Consider the following 17,934-nt stretch of genomic DNA (forward strand, 5'->3'; position numbering starts at 1 on the left):
GAGGTCGCCGCGCCCCGCGCCGGCGGCGGGAGGAAACGCATGTCCCTTCAGACCCTCGATCCCGCCCGCCCGGCGGTGATCCCCGGCGCGATCGCTGCCGCCGGCCTCGGCCCGGCCATCGAGCTCGACAACGTCACCCGCCGGTTCCTGACGCCCGACGGCAAGTCCATGACGGCGCTGCGGGACTTCAACATGAGCGTGGACCGCGGCGAGTTCGCCTGCGTGGTCGGCCCCACCGGCTGCGGCAAGTCCACCACGCTCAACCTCGTCACCGGCCTCGCCAAGCCCAGCGCCGGCGAGGTGCGGGTGATGGGCCAGCCGGTCAACGGCATCCACAAGGACGTGGGCTTCGTGTTCCAGGCGGATGCGCTGTTCCCCTGGCGCTCGGTGCTCGACAACGTGGCCGCCGGCCCGCTCTATCGCGGCCTGCCCAAGTCCGTGGCCTACGAGAAGGCGCGCGACTGGATCGCCCGCGTGGGCCTCGCCCGCTTCGAGAGCCATTATCCGCACCAGCTTTCCGGTGGCATGAGGAAGCGCGTGGCGCTGGCGCAGACCTTCATCAACGAGCCGAAGATCCTGCTGATGGACGAGCCCTTCTCGGCACTCGACGTGCAGACCCGCACCAACATGCAGGACGAGTTGCTCACCCTGTGGTCCGGCTCCGGCGCGTCCGTGGTGTTCGTCACCCACGACCTCGAAGAGGCCGTTGCCCTCGCCGACAAGGTGTATGTGCTCACCGCCGGCCCGGCCACGGTGAAGAGCGTCTACACCATCGACCTGCCGCGCCCGCGGGTGATGGCGGAAATCCGCTACGACGCCGCCTTCGTCGAACGCTGCCGCACCATCTGGGACGATCTGCGCGAAGAAGTGCAGATCGGCCAGCAGCGCACCCTCGACACCGGCCACTGAACGGGAGGAACGACCAATGACCATGCAGGCAGACGCCGCTTCCGCCCCCTTCGCCGCCGCCCGCGCGGTGCCCACCGAAGCCGAGATCGAGGCCAAGGCCCGCGCCCGGCGGAAGGCCCGCCGCGCCCTCGTCATCTCGCTGCGTATCGCCATTCTCGTCGCCGTGCTCGGCATCTGGGAAATCGGCGCCCTCACCGGCTTCATCGATCCGTTCTTCTTCGCCAGCCCCTCCGGCATCGCCGAGCAGATCTGGGTGTGGATGACGGAAGGCACCTCGCAGGGCCCGCTCTGGGTGCAGATCATGGTGACGCTGGAGGAAACCATCCTCGGCTTCTTCATCGGCGCCGTGGGCGGCATCGTGTGCGGCATCGTTCTCGGTCGCAACAAGCTCTTGGCGGACGTGTTCTCCATCTACATCAAGATCGCCAATTCCATCCCGCGCGTGGTGCTGGGCTCGATCTTCATCATCGCGCTGGGCCTCGGCATGGCGTCCAAGGTGGCGCTGGCGGTGGTGATGGTGTTCTTCGTGGTGTTCGCCAATGCCTTCCAGGGCGTGCGCGAGGCCGACCGCGCCATGATCGCCAACGCCCAGATCCTCGGCGCCTCGCCCTTCCAGATCACCACTTCGGTCATCATCCCCTCGGCCATGAGCTGGATCCTGGCCTCGCTCCACGTCTCCTTCGGCTTCGCGCTGGTGGGCGCGGTGGTGGGCGAATTCCTCGGCGCCAAACAGGGCGTGGGTCTCCTGATCGCCACCGCGCAGGGCGCGTTCAACGCCAACGGCGTGTTCGCGGCCATGATCATCCTCGCGGTGGTGGCGCTGGTGATGGAATTCCTCATCACGCTGGTGGAGAACCGTCTCGTGAAGTGGCGCCCGGTGCCCTACAGCGAGCAGAACTGAGGAAAAAGGCGAGAGACAGTGATTCAGTTGCTGGACACGTAGACGATGCTGCCATTCTGATCCCGCATGGACTATATATCGTGAAATGGAGCGTCAAATTTACGATAGCCATGCGGGGTTGGCAGTGGACAATCCGGAGTTATATATCAAAAATGCGTCAAAATTGGCACTTTCTGACGCTGCTTATTTCCTGTTAAAGTTCTGTCAAAACACCTACATATCGACTATAAATCGAAAAAAACTATCAACTATAGAATATAATAATAAATTATCCGTATCAAAATATCGCCGTTTTGCGAATTATATCACCAATTTTGCCATTGAATCTATTTTAGGCAGACAGAATAGGGATATCGCTAATACAGATATGGTTTTCGATTGGCTCAAACGAGCCCACCCTACCGAAAATTTTTCCACCCTGCAGGCAGCCATTCGTTCGGCGGTGAATTTTGATCGGGACTGCACCAGATGTTTTGAATATAAAAGTGGGAGCCTCACCATCGATGCAGAAAGTGCCGTTGAGAAAGCCGCCCAGCTGAATCCGGGGTTTGGCGAGGAGACGTTTCGCCTCGCAGTGCATTGGACGTGTATTGCCATGAAATAGTGGCGATCATCCCCCCGCCACCGGCAGCCGCATCTCCACCCTCAGCCCGCCGGCCGCCGCCGTGCCGAGCAAGAGCCTTCCGCCTGCCCCGTCCACCACCTCGCGCACGATGGAGAGGCCGATGCCGGAGCCCTCGCCCGGCGTGCCCGGCACCCGGTAGAAGCGCTCGAACACCTTGTCGCGCTCTTCCGGCGGAATACCCGGCCCCGAATCCTCCACCACCAGCACAGCCTCCTCCGCCGTCCCCTCCACAGTAACAGTCACGGTGCCGCCCTTCGGCGTGTAGCGCAAAGCGTTCTCCACGAGGTTCACCACCGCCTCGCGCATCATGGCGCCGTCGCCGCGCGTGACGGCGGGGGCGTTCACGTCGAGGCCGAGGTCGATGTCCCGCTCCACCGCGAGATAGGCGAGCCCCTCCAGCACCTGCCGGGCCGACTGGGCGAGGTCGATGTCTTCGTCGCGCGGGCGACGGCTGCCCGGCTCGGCGCGGGACAAGGTGAGGAGTTGGGCGGCGAGGCGTGCGAGGCGGCGGGTGCTCTCCTCCGCCCCGGCCAATGCCTCCGCGCGCTCGGCGGCCTCCCCGGTGCGGCGGGCGAAGGCCACCTGCGTCGAGAGCAGCGCCAGCGGCGTGCGCAACTGGTGCGCGGCATTGGCGACGAAACGGCGCTGCGCCGCCATCTGCCCGGCGACGCGGCCCATATAGGTGTTGAGCGCGGCCACCAGCGGGCGCAACTCGCTCTGCACGGCATGGTCCGGCAAAGGGGAGAGATCGTCCCGCCCCTTCTCCATCACCGCCTCGCGCAGGCGCATCAGCGGCGCCAGCCCCCGCCCGAGGCCGATGATGACCAGCACGCCGGCCGCCACCAGCAGGATGAGCTGCTGGCCGAAATTGCCCACCCATAATTCCCGCACCATGGCCGCATGTCCGGCAAGCGTGACACCCACCACGACCGTCACCCGCGCGCCATCGGTGGCGCCAACCAGCGGATAGGACAGGGCCGCGAGCCGGAGGTCGCTGCCGCGATAGCTGCCGGTGAAATGCACCGGCGCGCTCGCCTGCGGCGGCGGCTCGGGCAGCGGCAGATCGGGATAGCCGGTGAGCAGGCGGCCGGCGGCGGTGTCCACCCGGTAGAACACCCGGTCCCGGTGGCCGGTGTCGAACATCTCCAGCGCCACGGGCGGGACGATGGCGTCGATGACGCCCCGGTCGATGCGCACGTCCTCGGCGATGGCGCGGACGGAGGCATCGAGGGTGCGGTCGGTGACGAGATCGGCGGTGGCGCTCGCCTGCCGCCAGCTGGTGAAGACGTTCACCGCCACGAGGCCCGCCAGCGGCAGCAGTAGCCACCGCAGAAGCTGGAGGCGGAGGCTATCCATGCGCATGCTGCAACAGATAGCCGAGCCCGCGCAGGGTCACGATCCGCACGTCGGCCCCCTCCAGCTTCTTGCGCAGGCGGTGGACATAAATCTCGATGGCGCTGGGGTCGGCGAGATCGTCGAGGCCGAAGATGCTTTGTGAAAGCTGCGCCTTGCTCACCGTCTGCCCGGCCTTGATGAGCAGGGCCTCCAGCACCGCATGCTCGCGCGGAGTCAGCGCCAAAGGCTCCGCGCCGAGGCGGAACAGGCGGGTGTTGGTGTCGAAGGCGAGCGTGCCGCAGGTGATGACCGGGTCCGGCCGGCGCGCCGAGCGGCGGAGTTGCACGCGGATGCGCGCTTCCAGCTCGGCGATGTCGAAGGGCTTGGCGAGATAGTCATCCGCCCCCTCATCCAGCCCCGCCACCCGCCCGTCGAGGCTGGCATTGGCGGTGAGGATGATGACCGGCACCGCATTGGCGCGGCTGCGCAGGCGCTTCAGAAGCTGCATCCCGCCCATGCCGGGCAGGCCGAGGTCGAGGATGACGAGATCGTAGGTCTCCAGCGCCAGCGCCTGGTCCGCCGCCTCCCCGTCATTGAGCACGTCCACGACGAAATTGTCCCGCCGCAGGATCTTGGCGAGCCAGTCGGCAAGCTCGTGATTGTCCTCGACCAGCAGGAGACGCATGAAACGGGAGCCCGGCCGCCCCGGCGGCGACGTCCCAGTCTCGCCGTGCGGCTGGGGGCGATCAAGTGCGCGGCAGCAGCATTTCCTGTGTGCACTGCAACACCTTAACCAAGGCGGCGAACGCATCGGAATGGTGGCCGACAACCGCCAGCTAAGCGTTGCGCTTAGGCCGAATCGGGAGGTAACTTCCGCAAGGTTTTCACTCGTCCGTCCTGCAACCAAAGCTGCCCCGCCGTTCCGGGAGAGGTGCGCATGTCCCGCCTGCTTGCGACCAGCCTGCTCGCCTCGACCTCTCTGCTGGCGCTCGCGCTGGCCGGCCCGGTGGCCCGTGCCGGTGACTATGTGATCCCCTCGGGCACGGTGGTGGCCGCCCCGGTGGTGGTGAGCACCTCGACGCCCGGCGCGCCCTTCGGCAGCGTTATCAACCAGGGCGGCATCGTCTATTCCGAGACAGCGAAGAATTCGTCCTTCGCGCTGACCGTGGACGCCCCCTCGCTGACGAACGGCATCCTCAATGCCGGTACCATCAGCGTCACGCAATCCCTCACCAAGCTGAGCGTCGCCGCTGGCAGCACCCAGCCCAGCACCAGTGCCGAAACCAAGGGCATCCTGATTTACCCGGCTCCCTCGCCCACCCCGCTGTCCGGCAGCATCGAGAACAGCGGCAGCATCCAGGCGAGCCGCATCATCAATGCCGCTCCGGTCATCGGTAACGGCGACGTCGCCGTCAACGAATATGCCCAAGGCATTCACGTCGCGACGTATTTCGCCGGCGGCATCGTTAACACCAATAGCGGCGTTCTCGACATCTCCAACGATGTCACCGCCGTCTACAGCCCGGTCGCCGGCAATAGCTCGATGACGCTCACCACGAACGTCTCGGCGATCGGGGTGTTGTCGGTGAGCAGCGCCGCGGCAAACAGCATCGACAACGCCGGAACCATATCCGTCCGGGCGCGCGGGGGCATCACCGAGAAACTGGTGACATCCTCGGCTGCCTGGCTGCTGGCGGCCGCCACCGCCCGCGCCATCGGCGTCCAGATGAGCCAGCTCGGCGCCAACATGCCGCCCGGCGTCTCGGGTGCCACGCTGGCGAACTCCGGCATCATCGATGTGGTGGCCTCCATCACCCACACCACCAACTTCACGGTCGCCACCACCCTGAACATCCACCCGGCTCGGCTGGTGGAATCGAGCGCGGTCGTGCTCGCCTCGGGGATCAGCACCACAGAGGCGCAGATCACGAGCTTTCAGAACACCGGCACCATTACCGTCGAAGGCTCGGCCCTGAGCGTCTCGAAGGCGAGCGTCGCCGCCTACAACACCGCGGCCCTGCTCAACTACAATGATCCCAAGACCCCGCAGACCAACCCGGAAATGGGCTCGGTGGGCGGCTCGGTGACGGCCTATGGCGTCTCCTTCGCCAACGGCAGCCTGGGCGATCTCACCAACAGCGGCAGCATCGACGTGACCGGCGTGGCCGACACCACCACGAGCGCGTCCGCCTCCGCACTCGACAAGACCCGAGTCGCGCAGCAGAATTTCGCGGCCGTCACCCTCACCGGCATCAATGTGGCCGTCGACACCCTCACCGGCCCCATCGTGAACAGCGGCGTGGTGAACCTCTCGGCCACGGCCTCGCTCCAGAGCCAGTCGACAGCCAGCTCCGACGGAGCGCCGACGAAGAAAAAGGCCGAGGTGGCGGCGAGCGGCTATCTCTACACCCACCTCGCCGGCATCAGCGTGGTCGCCAGCGGATACGCCGCCAGCGACTACAGCGCCACGGTGCGCAATTCGGGCGTCATCAAGCTGACCTCGAAAGCCACCGGCTCGCAGTCCGGCCTCGCTTTGTCGGAGCGGGAGGCGGAAGCCAACGTCACCTACAGCGCCGGCGCGAACTTCCTCTCCGGCGCCCTGCTCTTCGCCACCAATTCCGCCGCGGGCGTCTATATCAGCGCGCCGAACGTGGCCGAGGTGACGAACTCCGGCGTCATCGACGTCTCCTCCACCTATGCCTCCAACCTTTCCGCCACCGCGGGCGGCGGCAGCAAGACGGCGACGGCAACGGCCACCTCCGGCCCCTCCTCCTTCAACAGCTTCGGCCTCAACATCACCGAGGTGGCGGGCGGCCCCTCCACCGGCACGGTCGCGACCACGGGCATCACCAATTCCGGCACCATCGCCCTCGCCTCCGCCGTGGCGCTGACCAACGTCGCCGCGGCGAACGCAAGTTCCTCCGACGGCGCGGCGGTGGCCTCGGCGCTCAGCCAGTCCACGGCGCTCAGCACCGTGCCCGGGCTCGACGGCGCCATCGCCGCCAGCTACGGCATCTATGCGAGCCTCGACGGGCTTGCCGGCAACCTCACCAATTCCGGCGTGATCTCGGTCGATCAGGCGCTCACCATCACCACCGTCGGCTCGGCCGCCGGCGCGAGCGCACAGGCCACCTCCGTCGCGGACGGGCTGTCGCTGGCCATGGGCATCCTCGCCTTGCCCGGCCAGGTCAGCGGATCGCTGGTGAATTCCGGCGCCATCACCGCCGTCGCTTCCGGCACATTCGGGGCGGTCGCGAGCACAACGGCGGGAAGTGGCGAGGCCGAGGCGAAGGCGGACGCCACGGGCATCGTGCTCGCCAGCGGCATCGTCGCGTCGACGGACGGATTGGCAGGATTTTCCAACAGCGCGACGGTGCTTTCCCAGGCGAGCGCCACCACCTCGGTCTCCGCCGTCTCCAGCGGCACCGGAGAGGTGAAGACATCGGCCCACGGCGTCGGCTCGGCGCTGGCGCTGGGCGTCATGCTGTCGGGCACGCAGAAGATCTCCGGCGACGTCACCAACACCTCCATCATCGGCGCGACCGCGCTGTCCAATGTCACGGCATCGGGCAAGGGCGGCACGGTTTCCAAGGACGCGACGGCCGTCTCCTCCGCCTTCGGCCTCTTCACCGCGGCCGGCGCGGGCATCGGCGGCGATCTCGTCAACACGGGCACCATCGGCGGCAGCGCCACCGCGAACGCCACCGCCAGCGGCGGCACGGCGGATGCCTCCGCCTTCGCCTATGGCCTTGCCCTCGATGCCACCGGCGGCGTCGGCGGCAGCATCGTCAATTCCGGCATCGTGGTCGCCACCGCATCGGCCGGAGCCACCGGGGCCAGCACCAGCGCAAAGGCCGTCGCCGTGGGCCTCCAGATCGCCTCCGGCACGGTGGGTGGCGCGCTCGCCAACACCGGCGCCATCGCCGCACAGGCGACGGGCACCGACGCCACCGCCATCGGCATCGCCATCGGTTCCACGATCGACGGCATGGCCCTGGGCGCGGCGCAGGTGACGACCCTCGACACCCTCAAGGTGGACACCGCCCTCGCCACCGCCGGTGCGGTGACGCTCACCGGCGGCCTCGTGAATACGGGCGGCATCACCGCCACCACCGGCGCCACGGGCAGCGCCACCGCCATCAAGGTGGCGGGCGGCAGCAACATCGGCACGCTCACCAATCGCGGCGGCATCTACGCCATCGAGGGCAACAACGCCGGCATCGCCATCGACCTGACCGGTGAGGGCTCCGCCACCCGCGTCCTGCTGCAGGATGGAACTGTTTTCGGCGACCTCGCGCTCTCCTCCACCTATGCCGACGCCATCACCTGGAGCGGCGGCACGCTGAACGGCGATGTGCTCGGCGGCGGGCTCGGCAGCCTCACGGTGCTGGCCGGGGCGGATACGAGCTTCGTCTACTCCGGCACGCTGGAGAGCCTCGCGAGCGTCAACGTCGGCGGCGACGGCACGCCGGTGAGCCTCGCCTTCATCGGCACGGCGGTGGGCATCGGCACCTTCGCCGTGAAGGATCAGGGCACGCTGATCCTCACCGCCGACAGCGCCATCGAAACCAAGTCCTACACCCAGGCCGCCGGCGGCACGCTGGGCCTCTACCTCTCCCCGCAATGGACCGCCGCGCCCATCGTCGCGACGAGTGCCGAACTCGACGGCACGGTGGCCGTGCTGGGCGCCACCGGCATCCGGGCGAAGACCACGAGCTACGATCTCGTCTCCTCGTCCGACATCTCCGGCTCCTTCGCCGACGTGACCACCCCCAACAGCCTGCTCTCCGCCGCCGTCACCTATGATGCGGACGGGGCGACGCTGGTGCTCACCCGCAACGCCACCACCTCCCTCGCCGGCCTCTCCCTCGCGGGTCGCTCGCTCGCGGCGGGCATCGATCTCAACTACCAGCGGCTCTCGCTCTCCTCGCCGCTGAGCCCGGTGCTGGACAGCTTCTATGTCGGCACCGACGGGCAGGTGGCGAACCTCCTCAACCAGATGTCCGGCGCGCCCTTGGCCGATGCGAAGACGGCCGGCATGGCGACCTTCGGCACCATCAACGGGCAGATCAGCCAGCAGCTCGCCGCCACCCGCGGCACCGGCGCCCTGCCCAGCGGCGGCAGCGCGCTCCTCTCCTATGGCGCGGGCGAGGTGAACCTCTCCGGCAACGCCTATGCCGCGACCGGTTCCGCGTCCGGAGCCTCCAGCCCCTGGACATCCCTTGCAGCGGCCGCACCGGCGCCGCAGAACGGCGTGTGGCTGCGCCCGTTCGGCAACTGGGGCAGCACTGACACCGGCAACGGCACGGTCTCCAGCTCCGGCGGCGGCGTGCTCGGCGGGATCGAGCGGGCGTTCGGCGACGATGCACGTGGCGGCGCCGTCTTCAGCTACCAGACGGCCAACCTGGGCTTCACCACCCCGGCCTCGGGCTCGGTGGACCAGTGGACCGCCTCGCTCTATGCGGAAAAGCAGTGGGGCGCCTTCTACGCCAATCTGTTCGGCACCTACGGCTACCAGACCTACGACATGAGCCGCTCCATCGCGTACGGCGGCACGCTCTTCACCGCGCGCTCGAACTTTTCGGGCAATGCGGGCGCGGTGGTGGGCGAGGCAGGCTATGACTATGCCTACGCCCCCGGCGCCAAGCTTGAGCCCTATCTGCGCCTCGCCTATGCGGCGCTGGGCACCGACACCTTCGCCGAGCGCGGAGCCGGCGTGTTCAATCTGAACGTCGCCGCCGACACCACCCAGTCGCTGCAATCCACCCTCGGCCTGCGCGTCATCCAGCCTCTGTCGCTCTCGACCCTGCCGGTGACGCTGCGGCTGGAGGCGGGCTGGCAGCACGAATATCTCGACACGGGCGCGAGCCTCGGCGCCGCCTTCCTGTCCGACAGCACCATCGCCTTTAACATCCTGTCGGGCGGGCCGAGCGATCTGGCCCTCGCCGCGGCGGGCCTCTCCTTCGCGCTCACGGCCAATATCGACGGCTACCTCGAATATCGCGGCAGCTTCGGCGACGGCTATTCCAACAGCACGGCCTCGGCACAGCTTCGGCTGCGGTTCTGAAGCATGGTCGCGGATCGCGGCGGGCCTCTGCCGACGCTCGAGCGGGCGTGGGAACTCTACCGCGCCAGCGACCTAGCCGGTGCGGAGGCGGTGGCGCGGGCCATCGTCCAGCGCGCCGTGCTTGGGCAGCAGGCGGCATTGGCCGAGGCGGCGCACCTCGTCGGCGTCATCCTCGCGCAGACTGGGCGGACGGAAGAGGCCGTCAGCTTTATGGCGCGGGCGGCCGATGCCGATCCCGGCCGGGCCTCCTACCACAGCAACCTGTGCGAGATGCGCCGCCAGACCGGCGACCGGGCCGGCGCCGTCGCCGCCGGGCGCGCGGCGGTGGCGGCCGATCCCGCCTATGCGGCCGGGCACAACAATCTCGGCATCGCCCTGTTCGAGACCGGCGCGCTGGAAGAAGCCCTCGCCTGCTACGGCCGGGCCATCGGCCTGCGCCCCACCTTCGCCGAGGCCCACAACAACCTCGGCAACGCTTTGCGTGCCAAGGGCCTGCCGGGCGAGGCCATCGCCGCCTTCCGTGCCGCCCTGGCCCAGCGCGGGCATTATCCGGAAGCCTGGAACAACCTCGGCAACGTGCTGCGCGAGACGGGCGATTTCCGCGAGGCGGACGCCGCCTTCCACACCGCCATCGCCCAGCGGCGGGACTATGTGGAGCCCTACAATTCCCTCGCCCTCTCCCTGTTCGCGCAGGAGCGCAGCGAGGAGGCCTTCGCGGTGCTGGCGCTGGCCATTTCGGCGGCGCCCGAGCGGCCGGAGCCGGCCTTCTATCTGGCGCAGGGCCTGCTCAACGAGCGCAAGGCGGAGGGCGCGCGCTCGGCCTGCCAGCGGGCGCTGCGCGCCAACCCGCACCATGTGCCAACGCTGGTCCTCCTCGCCCGCATCCTGCGAGATCTGGAGCGCGGCGACGAGGCGATCGACGCCGCCCGCCGGGCGCTGGCGCTCGCCCCGGATGATCTCGACGCGCTGAACGTGCTCGGCCTGCTGCTGATGGAAACCGGCGACCTGCGCGGCGCCTGCGCCCTGTTCGAGCGGGCGCTGGCGAACGATCCCGCCTCGGTCAACAGCCGCATCAACCTCGTCGCGGCCCGCAAGGTGCGGCCGGACGAGGATATGGTGACGGCGCTGGAGAGTGCACTCTCAGCCGAGACCGGCGAAGCCGAGCGCATCCCGCTCCATTATGCCCTCGGCAAGGCCTATGACGACCTCGGCCGCCACGCCGAGGCCATGGACCAGTTCATCGCCGGCGCCCGGCTGAAGCGCGCGCAGCTGACCTATGACGAGCCCGCCGCGCTGGCCACCTTCGACCGCATCCGCGCCATCTTCACCCCAGCCTTCCTCGCCGAGCGGGCCGGCATGGGGGATGCGCACGCGCGGCCGATCTTCATCGTCGGCATGCCGCGCTCGGGCAGCACGCTGGTGGAGCAGATTCTCGCCAGCCATCCCGCCATCCAGGGTGGCGGCGAGATGGACCTGTTCCACCGCGCGGTGAACCGCATCGACCAGACCTTCGGTGGCATGGTCCATTATCCCGAGCTGATGCATCTCATCGAGCGGCCGGAGATGGCCGAGATCACCTCCGCCTATCTCGACGCCCTCCCCGCCCGCGCGCCCGGCAAGCGGCTGATGGCGGACAAGATGCTGAACAACTACTTCTACCTCGGCCTCATCCACCTCCTGTTCCCGCGCGCCGTCATCATCCATTGCCGGCGCGATCCGGTGGACACGGCCATCTCCTGCTTCTCCAAGCTGTTCCGCGACGACCTGCCCTACAGCTACGATTTCGCCGAGCTCGCCCGCCACCATGCCGCCTATGCCGGGCTGATGGCACACTGGGACGAGGTGCTGCCGGAAGGCACCATCCTGCCCATGGACTACGAGGCGGTGGTGGCCGACATCGAGGGCGCGGCACGGCGCCTCATCGCCACCTGCGGGGAGGCATGGGACCCGACCTGCCTGAAATTCCACGAGACGGAGCGGCCGGTGCGCACGGCCAGCATCACCCAGGTGCGCGAGCCGCTCTATGCCACCTCGGTCGGCCGCTGGCGGCGCTACGGTCCCGCCATCCAGCCGCTGCTGGATGCGCTGGGGCGCTGAGACTTCAAGGCTTGTTCCGGCGCAGGAGCCGCATCTGCACCTGGGCGAGAACGCCGGAGGCGAGGCCCTGCAGGCGCGCGATGGCGGCAAGCTGCGCGGTCGGCGCGGACATGAAGCCCCCGCGCTCGGCGGTGCGGATGAGATGCGCCGCCACCACCTGCGGCGCCAGCGGCTGGCCGGAGCCGGCGAATGGCGCGATGGCGGCGGGACGCCGCGGACGCTCCTGGGCGAGCTGCGGCGTGTCCGTATCCGGCGGCACAGAGACCGTCACGCTGACGCCGGCTGCGGCCAGCTCGATGCGCAGCGCCTCGGCGAATCCGCGCACCGCGAACTTGGACGCGCAATAGCCGGCATAGCCCGCGACCCCGAACAGCCCGGCGGCGGAGGCGACCAGGGCGATGTGCCCCTGCCCCTCCGTCACCATGGATGGCGCTGCGGAACGCACCAGATTCGCGGTGCCGAGGAAATTGGTCTCCATCTGCGCGTGCGTGGCGGCCACGTCCTGCTCCAGGAAGAAGCCGGGCTCGACGATACCGGCGCTCGCCACAACCCAGAGCGGCGTTCCGTGCGCGGCGAGAAGGGCATCCACCAGCGTGGTACAGGCCGCAAAGTCGCGCACATCGAGCGCGTGCGCGACCACGGCGATTCCCTGCGCTTCCAGTTTCTCCCGCGCCCGGGCGAGGCGCGCCGGATCACGGCCGAGAATCGCAACCGTGCAATCGCGGCTTCCCAGGATTTCCGCAATGCAAAAGCCGATGCCGCTCGACCCGCCGCTGATGATGGCGAGGGGCCGGTGCGTGCGGACCACCCCTGCTGCGACCAAGTGTTCCGACATGGAGAGCTTACCTTGTTACCATATTCCCTTAGGTCGCCGACAACACCGACGGCAGCGAGACACCTTGCAACTGCACGTCCCAACTGCGCAATTTTGCGGAACAACAATGACGTGTTGCAGTACCGCAACGCTCCCTTAAACGTTGTATGGCTAGGTCGCTGTGCAGAGCGAGGGGATGTATAACAGCCCTGCTCCTCCAGCGGCGGGACCGTAGCGCGTCAATGTTGTCGGCAAATAAATTTTTCGCCTCGCTGCTGCTCGCAGCCGCAACTTGCGGCTGCACGGCACTGCCTTCCTCCGGACCGTCCCGCGTCGAGATCGAGATGGCGCAGCCATCCGACGACCAGCGGTATCTGCTGGTAGACGTCGACGACCGCACCCTTTCGCTTCTGGCGCAGGAGCGCCCCGCCACCTTGGGTGGCCGCTTTGGCGATTATCGTCCCCCCACCCGCTACGTGGTCGGCGTCGGCGACGTCATCTCCGTCACCATCTGGGAGGCGGCGGCCGGCGGCCTGTTCTCCGGCCCGGTCATCGACCGGCTCGGCACCGGCTCGCGCAGCGCGGCCATCCCCGAACAGCAGGTGGCGCAGGACGGCTCCATCACCGTGCCCTATGCCGGGCGCATCCCGGTGGCCGGGCGCACCACGGCGCAGATCGAGGCCGCAGTTGTCGAAAAGCTGAGCGGCAAGGCCATCGAGCCGCAGGTGGTGGTGGTGGTCACGCGCAGCGTCAGCAACGCCGCGACCGTGCTTGGCGAGGCAACCACCGGCGCCATCGTCCCGCTCTCCCCGCGTGGCGATCGCGTGATGGACGTGATCGCGGCGGCCGGCGGCATCAAGATTCCCGCCCATGAGGTGTTCGTGCGCCTCAGCCGCGGCGGCAACACCGTGACCGTGCCCATGCAGGCGCTGCTCAACGATCCCAAGGAGGACGTCTACGTCCGCCCGCTGGACAAGATCGTGCTGATCCGCGACCCTCAGACCTTCACCGTGTTCGGCGCCGCCGGAAACCCGACCATCGTGCCGTTCGACGCGGTGGGCATCACGCTGGAAGAAGCGGTCGCCCGAGTCGGCGGCCTGATCGATTCCCGTGCCGATCCGTCCGGCGTCTACCTGATGCGCATCGAGCCGGCGCGCTTCGCCGCCCGCCTGCGGCCGGATTCCCAGCCCTTGGAGAGCAACGGCTATGTCCGCGTGATCTACCGCTGGAACATGCGCGATCCGAACTTCGTCTTCCTCGCCCGCAGCTTCAACATCCGCAACAAGGATGCGATCTACGTCGCCAACGCGCCGCTGGCGGACCTGCAGAAGGTCACCTCGCTGTTCAACTCCGTAGCCCAGCCCGTGGTCAGCACGGTCTCGGTGGCGGCGCAATAGGGCCGGCATGGTCTCCCCGGCGCATGCAACCCGGGAGAGCGGGCACCTGGACCGGCAGAATGGCTCCATTTTGTCCCGCGGGATGCTGCACGTCCGACCCGGACCGGCGCTGAAGACCCTTGTGAAGCGATTGGCACCGGGGCTGCAGCGGCGCGAAACCGCCGTTGCAGCCCCGCGTACCGGCTTGGTCCAGCCGCAGCCCGAAAGCGCCCTAGACCGGACGACAATCCTTCAGGCGCGGCTATCGCGCGGTCAGTTCGCCGCCCTGGGCTTCCTCGTCGGCGTTTTCGTGCCCACGCTGATCGCATTTGCCTATCTGTCGATCTTCGCGGTGCCGCAGTTCCTGTCCGAGGCGCGCCTCGTCGTCCGCGGGAACCTCGAGCAGGTGGCCGGCGGTGGTTCTCCGATCGGCGGCGTTCCGCAAGTTCCGAACAGTCAGGAAGCACAGGTTATCGTTGACTACCTGCGCAGCCGCACCCTGGTCGGCATCCTGCAACAACAGATGGATCTGCGCCGCATCTTCGCCTCCGCCGACCATGATCCCATATTCGGCCTGTCCCGTACGGCCAGCGAGGATCAGCTCGTCACTTACTGGAACCGGCAGGTCAAGGTGGCGCTCGAATCGACCTCGGGCGTCATCACCGTGAAGGTGAGCGCCTTCAGTCCCCAGAGCGCTGCCATGTTGGCCGCAGCCGTCATCCGGCAGGCCGAACAGGCTGCCAATGACCTCACCATCCGCAATCGCGGCGACCGGGTCGTCCAGGCTGGTATCGAGGAGCGCGCCGCATTCACGGATCTGGCTGTCGTGCGCAGCGAACTCGAAGCCTTCAGGAACACCCAGGGTACCCTCGACCCCCTGCGCAGCGCCGTTCAGTCCTATTCCGTGATCGCCCGCCTCAGGGACCAGCGGTCCGAGATCAATACCGACCTCAGTGCGGCTCGTATGCGCCTCGATGAGAACTCGCCGGTCGTGCGAGCCCTCAAGGAGCGGCTCAGGACGGTCGATGAGCAGATTAAGACGCTCGATTCCGAACTCCTGGGTTCCTCGTCCAGTGACGCCGGATCGACGGCGAACCTGATCGCCGGAGCTGAACTGGAGGTGCACCGCCGCTTGGCTGAGCAACGGCTTCGGCAGGCGGAACTGGAACTTATGGAAGCGCGGACCCAGGAAGCCCAGAAGCAGGTCTACATCCTGACATTCATGGCCCCCACCATGCCGGACGAGAAAATCTTCCCCTCGCCCCTGCTCCAGGCCAGCATCGTGTTCGCTGTCCTCGCCACGGCCTGGGCCGTGATTTCGCTCTACGTCGGCAGCATCTACGCCCGCACCCGGTGAGCCCTCTGCCAGTCCCGCCCGGCCGGATGGGACGATCAGGTTCCTGGCGGATCCGCCGATATCACCTCTGCGGGCGCTTCCTCAACGACGTCATCGGCGCGCCGAAAAGCGTCGCCGACGTCGGCATAGACCTCGGCATCCATGGCCAGAAGCTCCTGGGCGCTCGGCCAGTCGCGCACCAGATCGGCGAGTTCCCCCACCTGGCGTGACCAGACGAGCTGTGGAGGCGGCGGCAGGGCCACTCCCAACACGGCAGCGAGCGTCTCCCAATAGACATCGACCTCGTCAGAATGACCGACCACATCTATTTCTGACAGCGTCTGCAGAGCCTTTTCGACGGCTGACGGCTCCAGCTGATCGTCTGATGTCAGACATGTCAGCAAGCGCGTGAGAGGGCTGACCAAGAGCTTGCGCTGGGCCGATGTCAGTGTCCCAAGCCAGGTCTCCAGGTCGCTCATCTCCTCGACCGTCGCACCCGCCAGGCTGTCGAGCAGCGGACGCATGGCCTCCGTGAGCACGGAATAGGCAAGGTTGGGAGTCTTTACCGCCCAACGCAGCACGAGCAATTGTTCGGCAAGCTCCTCGAACGGATCACGGATCAGCACCGAGCAGGTGAAATTGACATGCCGGAGCAATGGCTCGTAGGAGCGGAAGAAGAGCCTGCCGGTGCAATAGACCGATGACGAGAAGGGCAGCGCGATGATTGATCGCGCGGCCTCCTCGGGCGTCCGTTCCAGCCGTGTGAACACCATGTGGAACAGGTTCTGCAGCGGCTCGTTGAGCGCCGCTTGCGGCAACAGACGGGTTTCGAGCCGGAACAGCTTGCCCTCGGCAGTCGCGCTCTTCGGACGGCGGCGATAGATACGGACGTTTGTGGCCTCGTCATGCAACTCCACATCGGGAATCTGCGCGAGCCCCGGAACATGCTGCTCGTCGATGTAGAAACCGCAGATGCCCGTGTCATGCAGCCCATGCTCACGTAACAGAGGCCGCAACACGGTCGCCGGGACAACGCGGCGCATTTCGCCCCCGGTGAAGATCTTCACATGGGGCGTGGCCGAAGGATGGTCGGGCATGATCCATCCCACGATGTGGGTACCGGCATCCTCGTCGATGCTGAAGCGCAAAATTCCACTCCGGATTGGACGTACCGCGCGGAAGACCGCGCCCTTCAGCGGCGATGATCGCGAACGACTGCGACAAGAATCATGACGTTGATCCAGATAATCCCGCAGAAGACGAACACGAAGAAGCCGGTCTGCCACCAGATCGGGCCGGCCGACGTCTCCGGCAGGCTTGGCGCGATGTAGACATTGATGAACGTACTCTGTGCCCGAGCCCGGCGTTCCGCCTCCTGCAGGCCTGCGAGGGTTATGGATTGCAGGGTCTCGGCAAACCGCACATCAAGTTCCGATTCCTCGTACGCGGCGAGCGCCGCCACGGCCGTGCTGCTGCCCCCTCCGGAAAGATTCGCCTTGAAGGTGGCGATCTCGCTTTCGATGGCACGGACCCGGTCCCGCAGGACCCCGAGCGTCGGTCCGTTGGGCACTGAGAGGCGCTCAAGCGCCCGGATCTCCCGGTCCGCAGCGATACGCTCCTGCTCAAGCCGGAGCAGGCTGATGCTCAAGGCATCCGCGGCCTGGGCGGGATCGACGGCCCGACGCTTGAGGCGCCATTGCTGCTGCCGCACCAGAGCCTCGGTATAGCGCTTCGTCGCGGCATCGAGCTGTTCCTTCGCGCGGAGAACCGCATCCATCCGCGACTGCGCCGCGAGCTTGTTCAGAACACCCTCGCCGTCCAGGAGAATACGGGCCGCCAAAGTTTGCGCGGCCTCCGGGCTGAACGCCTGGACGCGCAGCAGCACGACTTCCGACCGCCGGTCGACCGTCGCGGTAACATGCTTGCCCCAATAGCGCGCCAATTGCTCCACAGTTGCGTTGCTCCGGAGTGCCGACCAGAAATCGATATCCGGGCCGGTGAAGAACTGCCGCAGCCATCCATCAGCGTCGAGCTTCGCCACATAGTCGAGGCTCGTGACGTAATTGGCGAAAACAAACGGTCCCTGTGCCCGCGAGGCCCCGCCCAGGCCGCCGAGAAGCGCCGATAGGCCGCGCGCGACACTCGCGGCCGCCCCCTTCGCCTCATTGGTGTCCAGGCCATCATAGACCGGCGTGCCAAGGGATTCCCGAATGGCAAGCCGCGCCTCAGAGACGTAGACCGGACTGGCGATGATCGTGCAGTAGACCATGCTCGCCGCGGCTGGGACGATGACCATCACGAAGAAGGTCAGGCGCAGCAGCGCAAACCACCGCGACGAGGCCGTGGCCCCACTACCATACGTCCGTGGAAGTCTACGCCAGCGCAGCCCAGGCTTGATAAACGGGCGCACCGCAAGGGCCCGGCTGCGCTCGATCAGCGCCCGGATCGGCGGTGCCGCAGGCAATCCAGCCATC

12 protein-coding genes are annotated in these 17,934 nt (G+C 67.3%); 7 read left to right on the forward strand and 5 right to left on the reverse strand.

Features of this window, described 5'->3' with window-relative positions:
- Window positions 1-39: 39 nt before the first annotated feature.
- The 3 genes from V5F74_RS01655 (at window position 40) to V5F74_RS01665 (ending at window position 2,414) form a co-directional block, all read left to right on the forward strand.
- Entirely contained in the window at window positions 40-909 is an 870-nt protein-coding gene (locus V5F74_RS01655) for an ABC transporter ATP-binding protein (protein ID WP_245279386.1), read from the forward strand.
- Between the two features lie 16 nt (window positions 910-925).
- Window positions 926-1,810 carry an ABC transporter permease gene (locus V5F74_RS01660; RefSeq protein ID WP_394005900.1) on the forward strand — a complete coding sequence of 295 codons (885 nt, stop codon included), beginning with the start codon at window positions 926-928 and terminating at the stop codon, window positions 1,808-1,810.
- An 85-nt stretch (window positions 1,811-1,895) separates the two neighbouring features.
- On the forward strand, window positions 1,896-2,414 hold the full coding sequence (locus V5F74_RS01665) for a hypothetical protein (RefSeq protein ID WP_156026391.1): 519 nt from the start codon (window positions 1,896-1,898) through the stop codon (window positions 2,412-2,414).
- A gap of 6 nt (window positions 2,415-2,420) precedes the next feature.
- Here the strand turns inward: V5F74_RS01665 and V5F74_RS01670 are convergent, their stop codons facing one another.
- Complete coding sequence (locus tag V5F74_RS01670; RefSeq protein WP_394005903.1) at window positions 2,421-3,797, reverse strand: sensor histidine kinase; 1,377 nt, start codon at window positions 3,795-3,797, stop codon at window positions 2,421-2,423.
- Window positions 3,784-4,455, reverse strand: a complete 672-nt coding sequence (locus V5F74_RS01675) for a response regulator (RefSeq protein WP_029558234.1) — start codon at window positions 4,453-4,455, stop codon at window positions 3,784-3,786. Before V5F74_RS01675 ends, V5F74_RS01670 begins: the two co-directional genes overlap by 14 nt.
- A gap of 252 nt (window positions 4,456-4,707) precedes the next feature.
- Here V5F74_RS01675 and V5F74_RS01680 point away from each other — a divergent pair, with 252 nt between their 5' ends.
- Both V5F74_RS01680 and V5F74_RS01685 read left to right on the forward strand, forming a co-directional pair.
- On the forward strand, window positions 4,708-9,837 hold the full coding sequence (locus V5F74_RS01680; protein WP_394005905.1) for an autotransporter domain-containing protein: 5,130 nt from the start codon (window positions 4,708-4,710) through the stop codon (window positions 9,835-9,837).
- Between the two features lie 3 nt (window positions 9,838-9,840).
- Window positions 9,841-11,934, forward strand: a complete 2,094-nt coding sequence (locus V5F74_RS01685; protein WP_394005907.1) for a tetratricopeptide repeat-containing sulfotransferase family protein — start codon at window positions 9,841-9,843, stop codon at window positions 11,932-11,934.
- A 4-nt stretch (window positions 11,935-11,938) separates the two neighbouring features.
- On the opposite strand, the gene V5F74_RS01690 is transcribed toward V5F74_RS01685, so the two are convergent.
- On the reverse strand, window positions 11,939-12,769 hold the full coding sequence (locus V5F74_RS01690; RefSeq protein WP_394005909.1) for an SDR family NAD(P)-dependent oxidoreductase: 831 nt from the start codon (window positions 12,767-12,769) through the stop codon (window positions 11,939-11,941).
- A 323-nt stretch (window positions 12,770-13,092) separates the two neighbouring features.
- Between V5F74_RS01690 and V5F74_RS01695 the strand changes: the two genes are divergently transcribed.
- Window positions 13,093-14,145: a polysaccharide biosynthesis/export family protein gene (locus tag V5F74_RS01695; RefSeq protein ID WP_245279385.1), complete on the forward strand. Its 1,053-nt coding sequence runs from the start codon at window positions 13,093-13,095 to the stop codon at window positions 14,143-14,145.
- A 7-nt stretch (window positions 14,146-14,152) separates the two neighbouring features.
- The gene (locus V5F74_RS01700) at window positions 14,153-15,481 is read left to right on the forward strand and encodes a hypothetical protein (protein ID WP_029558226.1); all 1,329 of its coding nucleotides are present in this window, start codon (window positions 14,153-14,155) and stop codon (window positions 15,479-15,481) included.
- A gap of 35 nt (window positions 15,482-15,516) precedes the next feature.
- Here V5F74_RS01700 and V5F74_RS01705 read toward each other — a convergent pair whose 3' ends face one another.
- Entirely contained in the window at window positions 15,517-16,608 is a 1,092-nt protein-coding gene (locus V5F74_RS01705) for a hypothetical protein (RefSeq protein WP_029558225.1), read from the reverse strand.
- 44 nt (window positions 16,609-16,652) lie between these two features.
- Window positions 16,653-17,933 (reverse strand): hypothetical protein, encoded by a 1,281-nt coding sequence (locus V5F74_RS01710; protein ID WP_394005912.1) that lies wholly within the window; start codon window positions 17,931-17,933, stop codon window positions 16,653-16,655.
- Between the last annotated feature and the right edge of the window lies 1 nt (window position 17,934).

It is taken from the genome of Xanthobacter aminoxidans, assembly GCF_043193615.1.
GTDB lineage: Bacteria > Pseudomonadota > Alphaproteobacteria > Rhizobiales > Xanthobacteraceae > Xanthobacter > Xanthobacter aminoxidans.

Bases quoted from the DNA above. Each gene is read 5' to 3' on its own strand.
- V5F74_RS01665 (WP_156026391.1), top strand. From the start codon at position 1,896: ATGGAGCGTCAAATTTACGATAGCCATGCGGGGTTGGCAGTGGACAAT.
- V5F74_RS01680 (WP_394005905.1), top strand. From the start codon at position 4,708: ATGTCCCGCCTGCTTGCGACCAGCCTGCTCGCCTCGACCTCTCTGCTG.
- V5F74_RS01690 (WP_394005909.1), bottom strand. From the start codon at position 12,769: ATGTCGGAACACTTGGTCGCAGCAGGGGTGGTCCGCACGCACCGGCCC.
- V5F74_RS01700 (WP_029558226.1), top strand. From the start codon at position 14,153: ATGGTCTCCCCGGCGCATGCAACCCGGGAGAGCGGGCACCTGGACCGG.
- V5F74_RS01675 (WP_029558234.1), bottom strand. From the start codon at position 4,455: ATGCGTCTCCTGCTGGTCGAGGACAATCACGAGCTTGCCGACTGGCTC.
- V5F74_RS01670 (WP_394005903.1), bottom strand. From the start codon at position 3,797: ATGCGCATGGATAGCCTCCGCCTCCAGCTTCTGCGGTGGCTACTGCTG.
- V5F74_RS01710 (WP_394005912.1), bottom strand. From the start codon at position 17,933: ATGGCTGGATTGCCTGCGGCACCGCCGATCCGGGCGCTGATCGAGCGC.
- V5F74_RS01685 (WP_394005907.1), top strand. From the start codon at position 9,841: ATGGTCGCGGATCGCGGCGGGCCTCTGCCGACGCTCGAGCGGGCGTGG.
- V5F74_RS01695 (WP_245279385.1), top strand. From the start codon at position 13,093: ATGGCGCAGCCATCCGACGACCAGCGGTATCTGCTGGTAGACGTCGAC.
- V5F74_RS01655 (WP_245279386.1), top strand. From the start codon at position 40: ATGTCCCTTCAGACCCTCGATCCCGCCCGCCCGGCGGTGATCCCCGGC.
- V5F74_RS01660 (WP_394005900.1), top strand. From the start codon at position 926: ATGACCATGCAGGCAGACGCCGCTTCCGCCCCCTTCGCCGCCGCCCGC.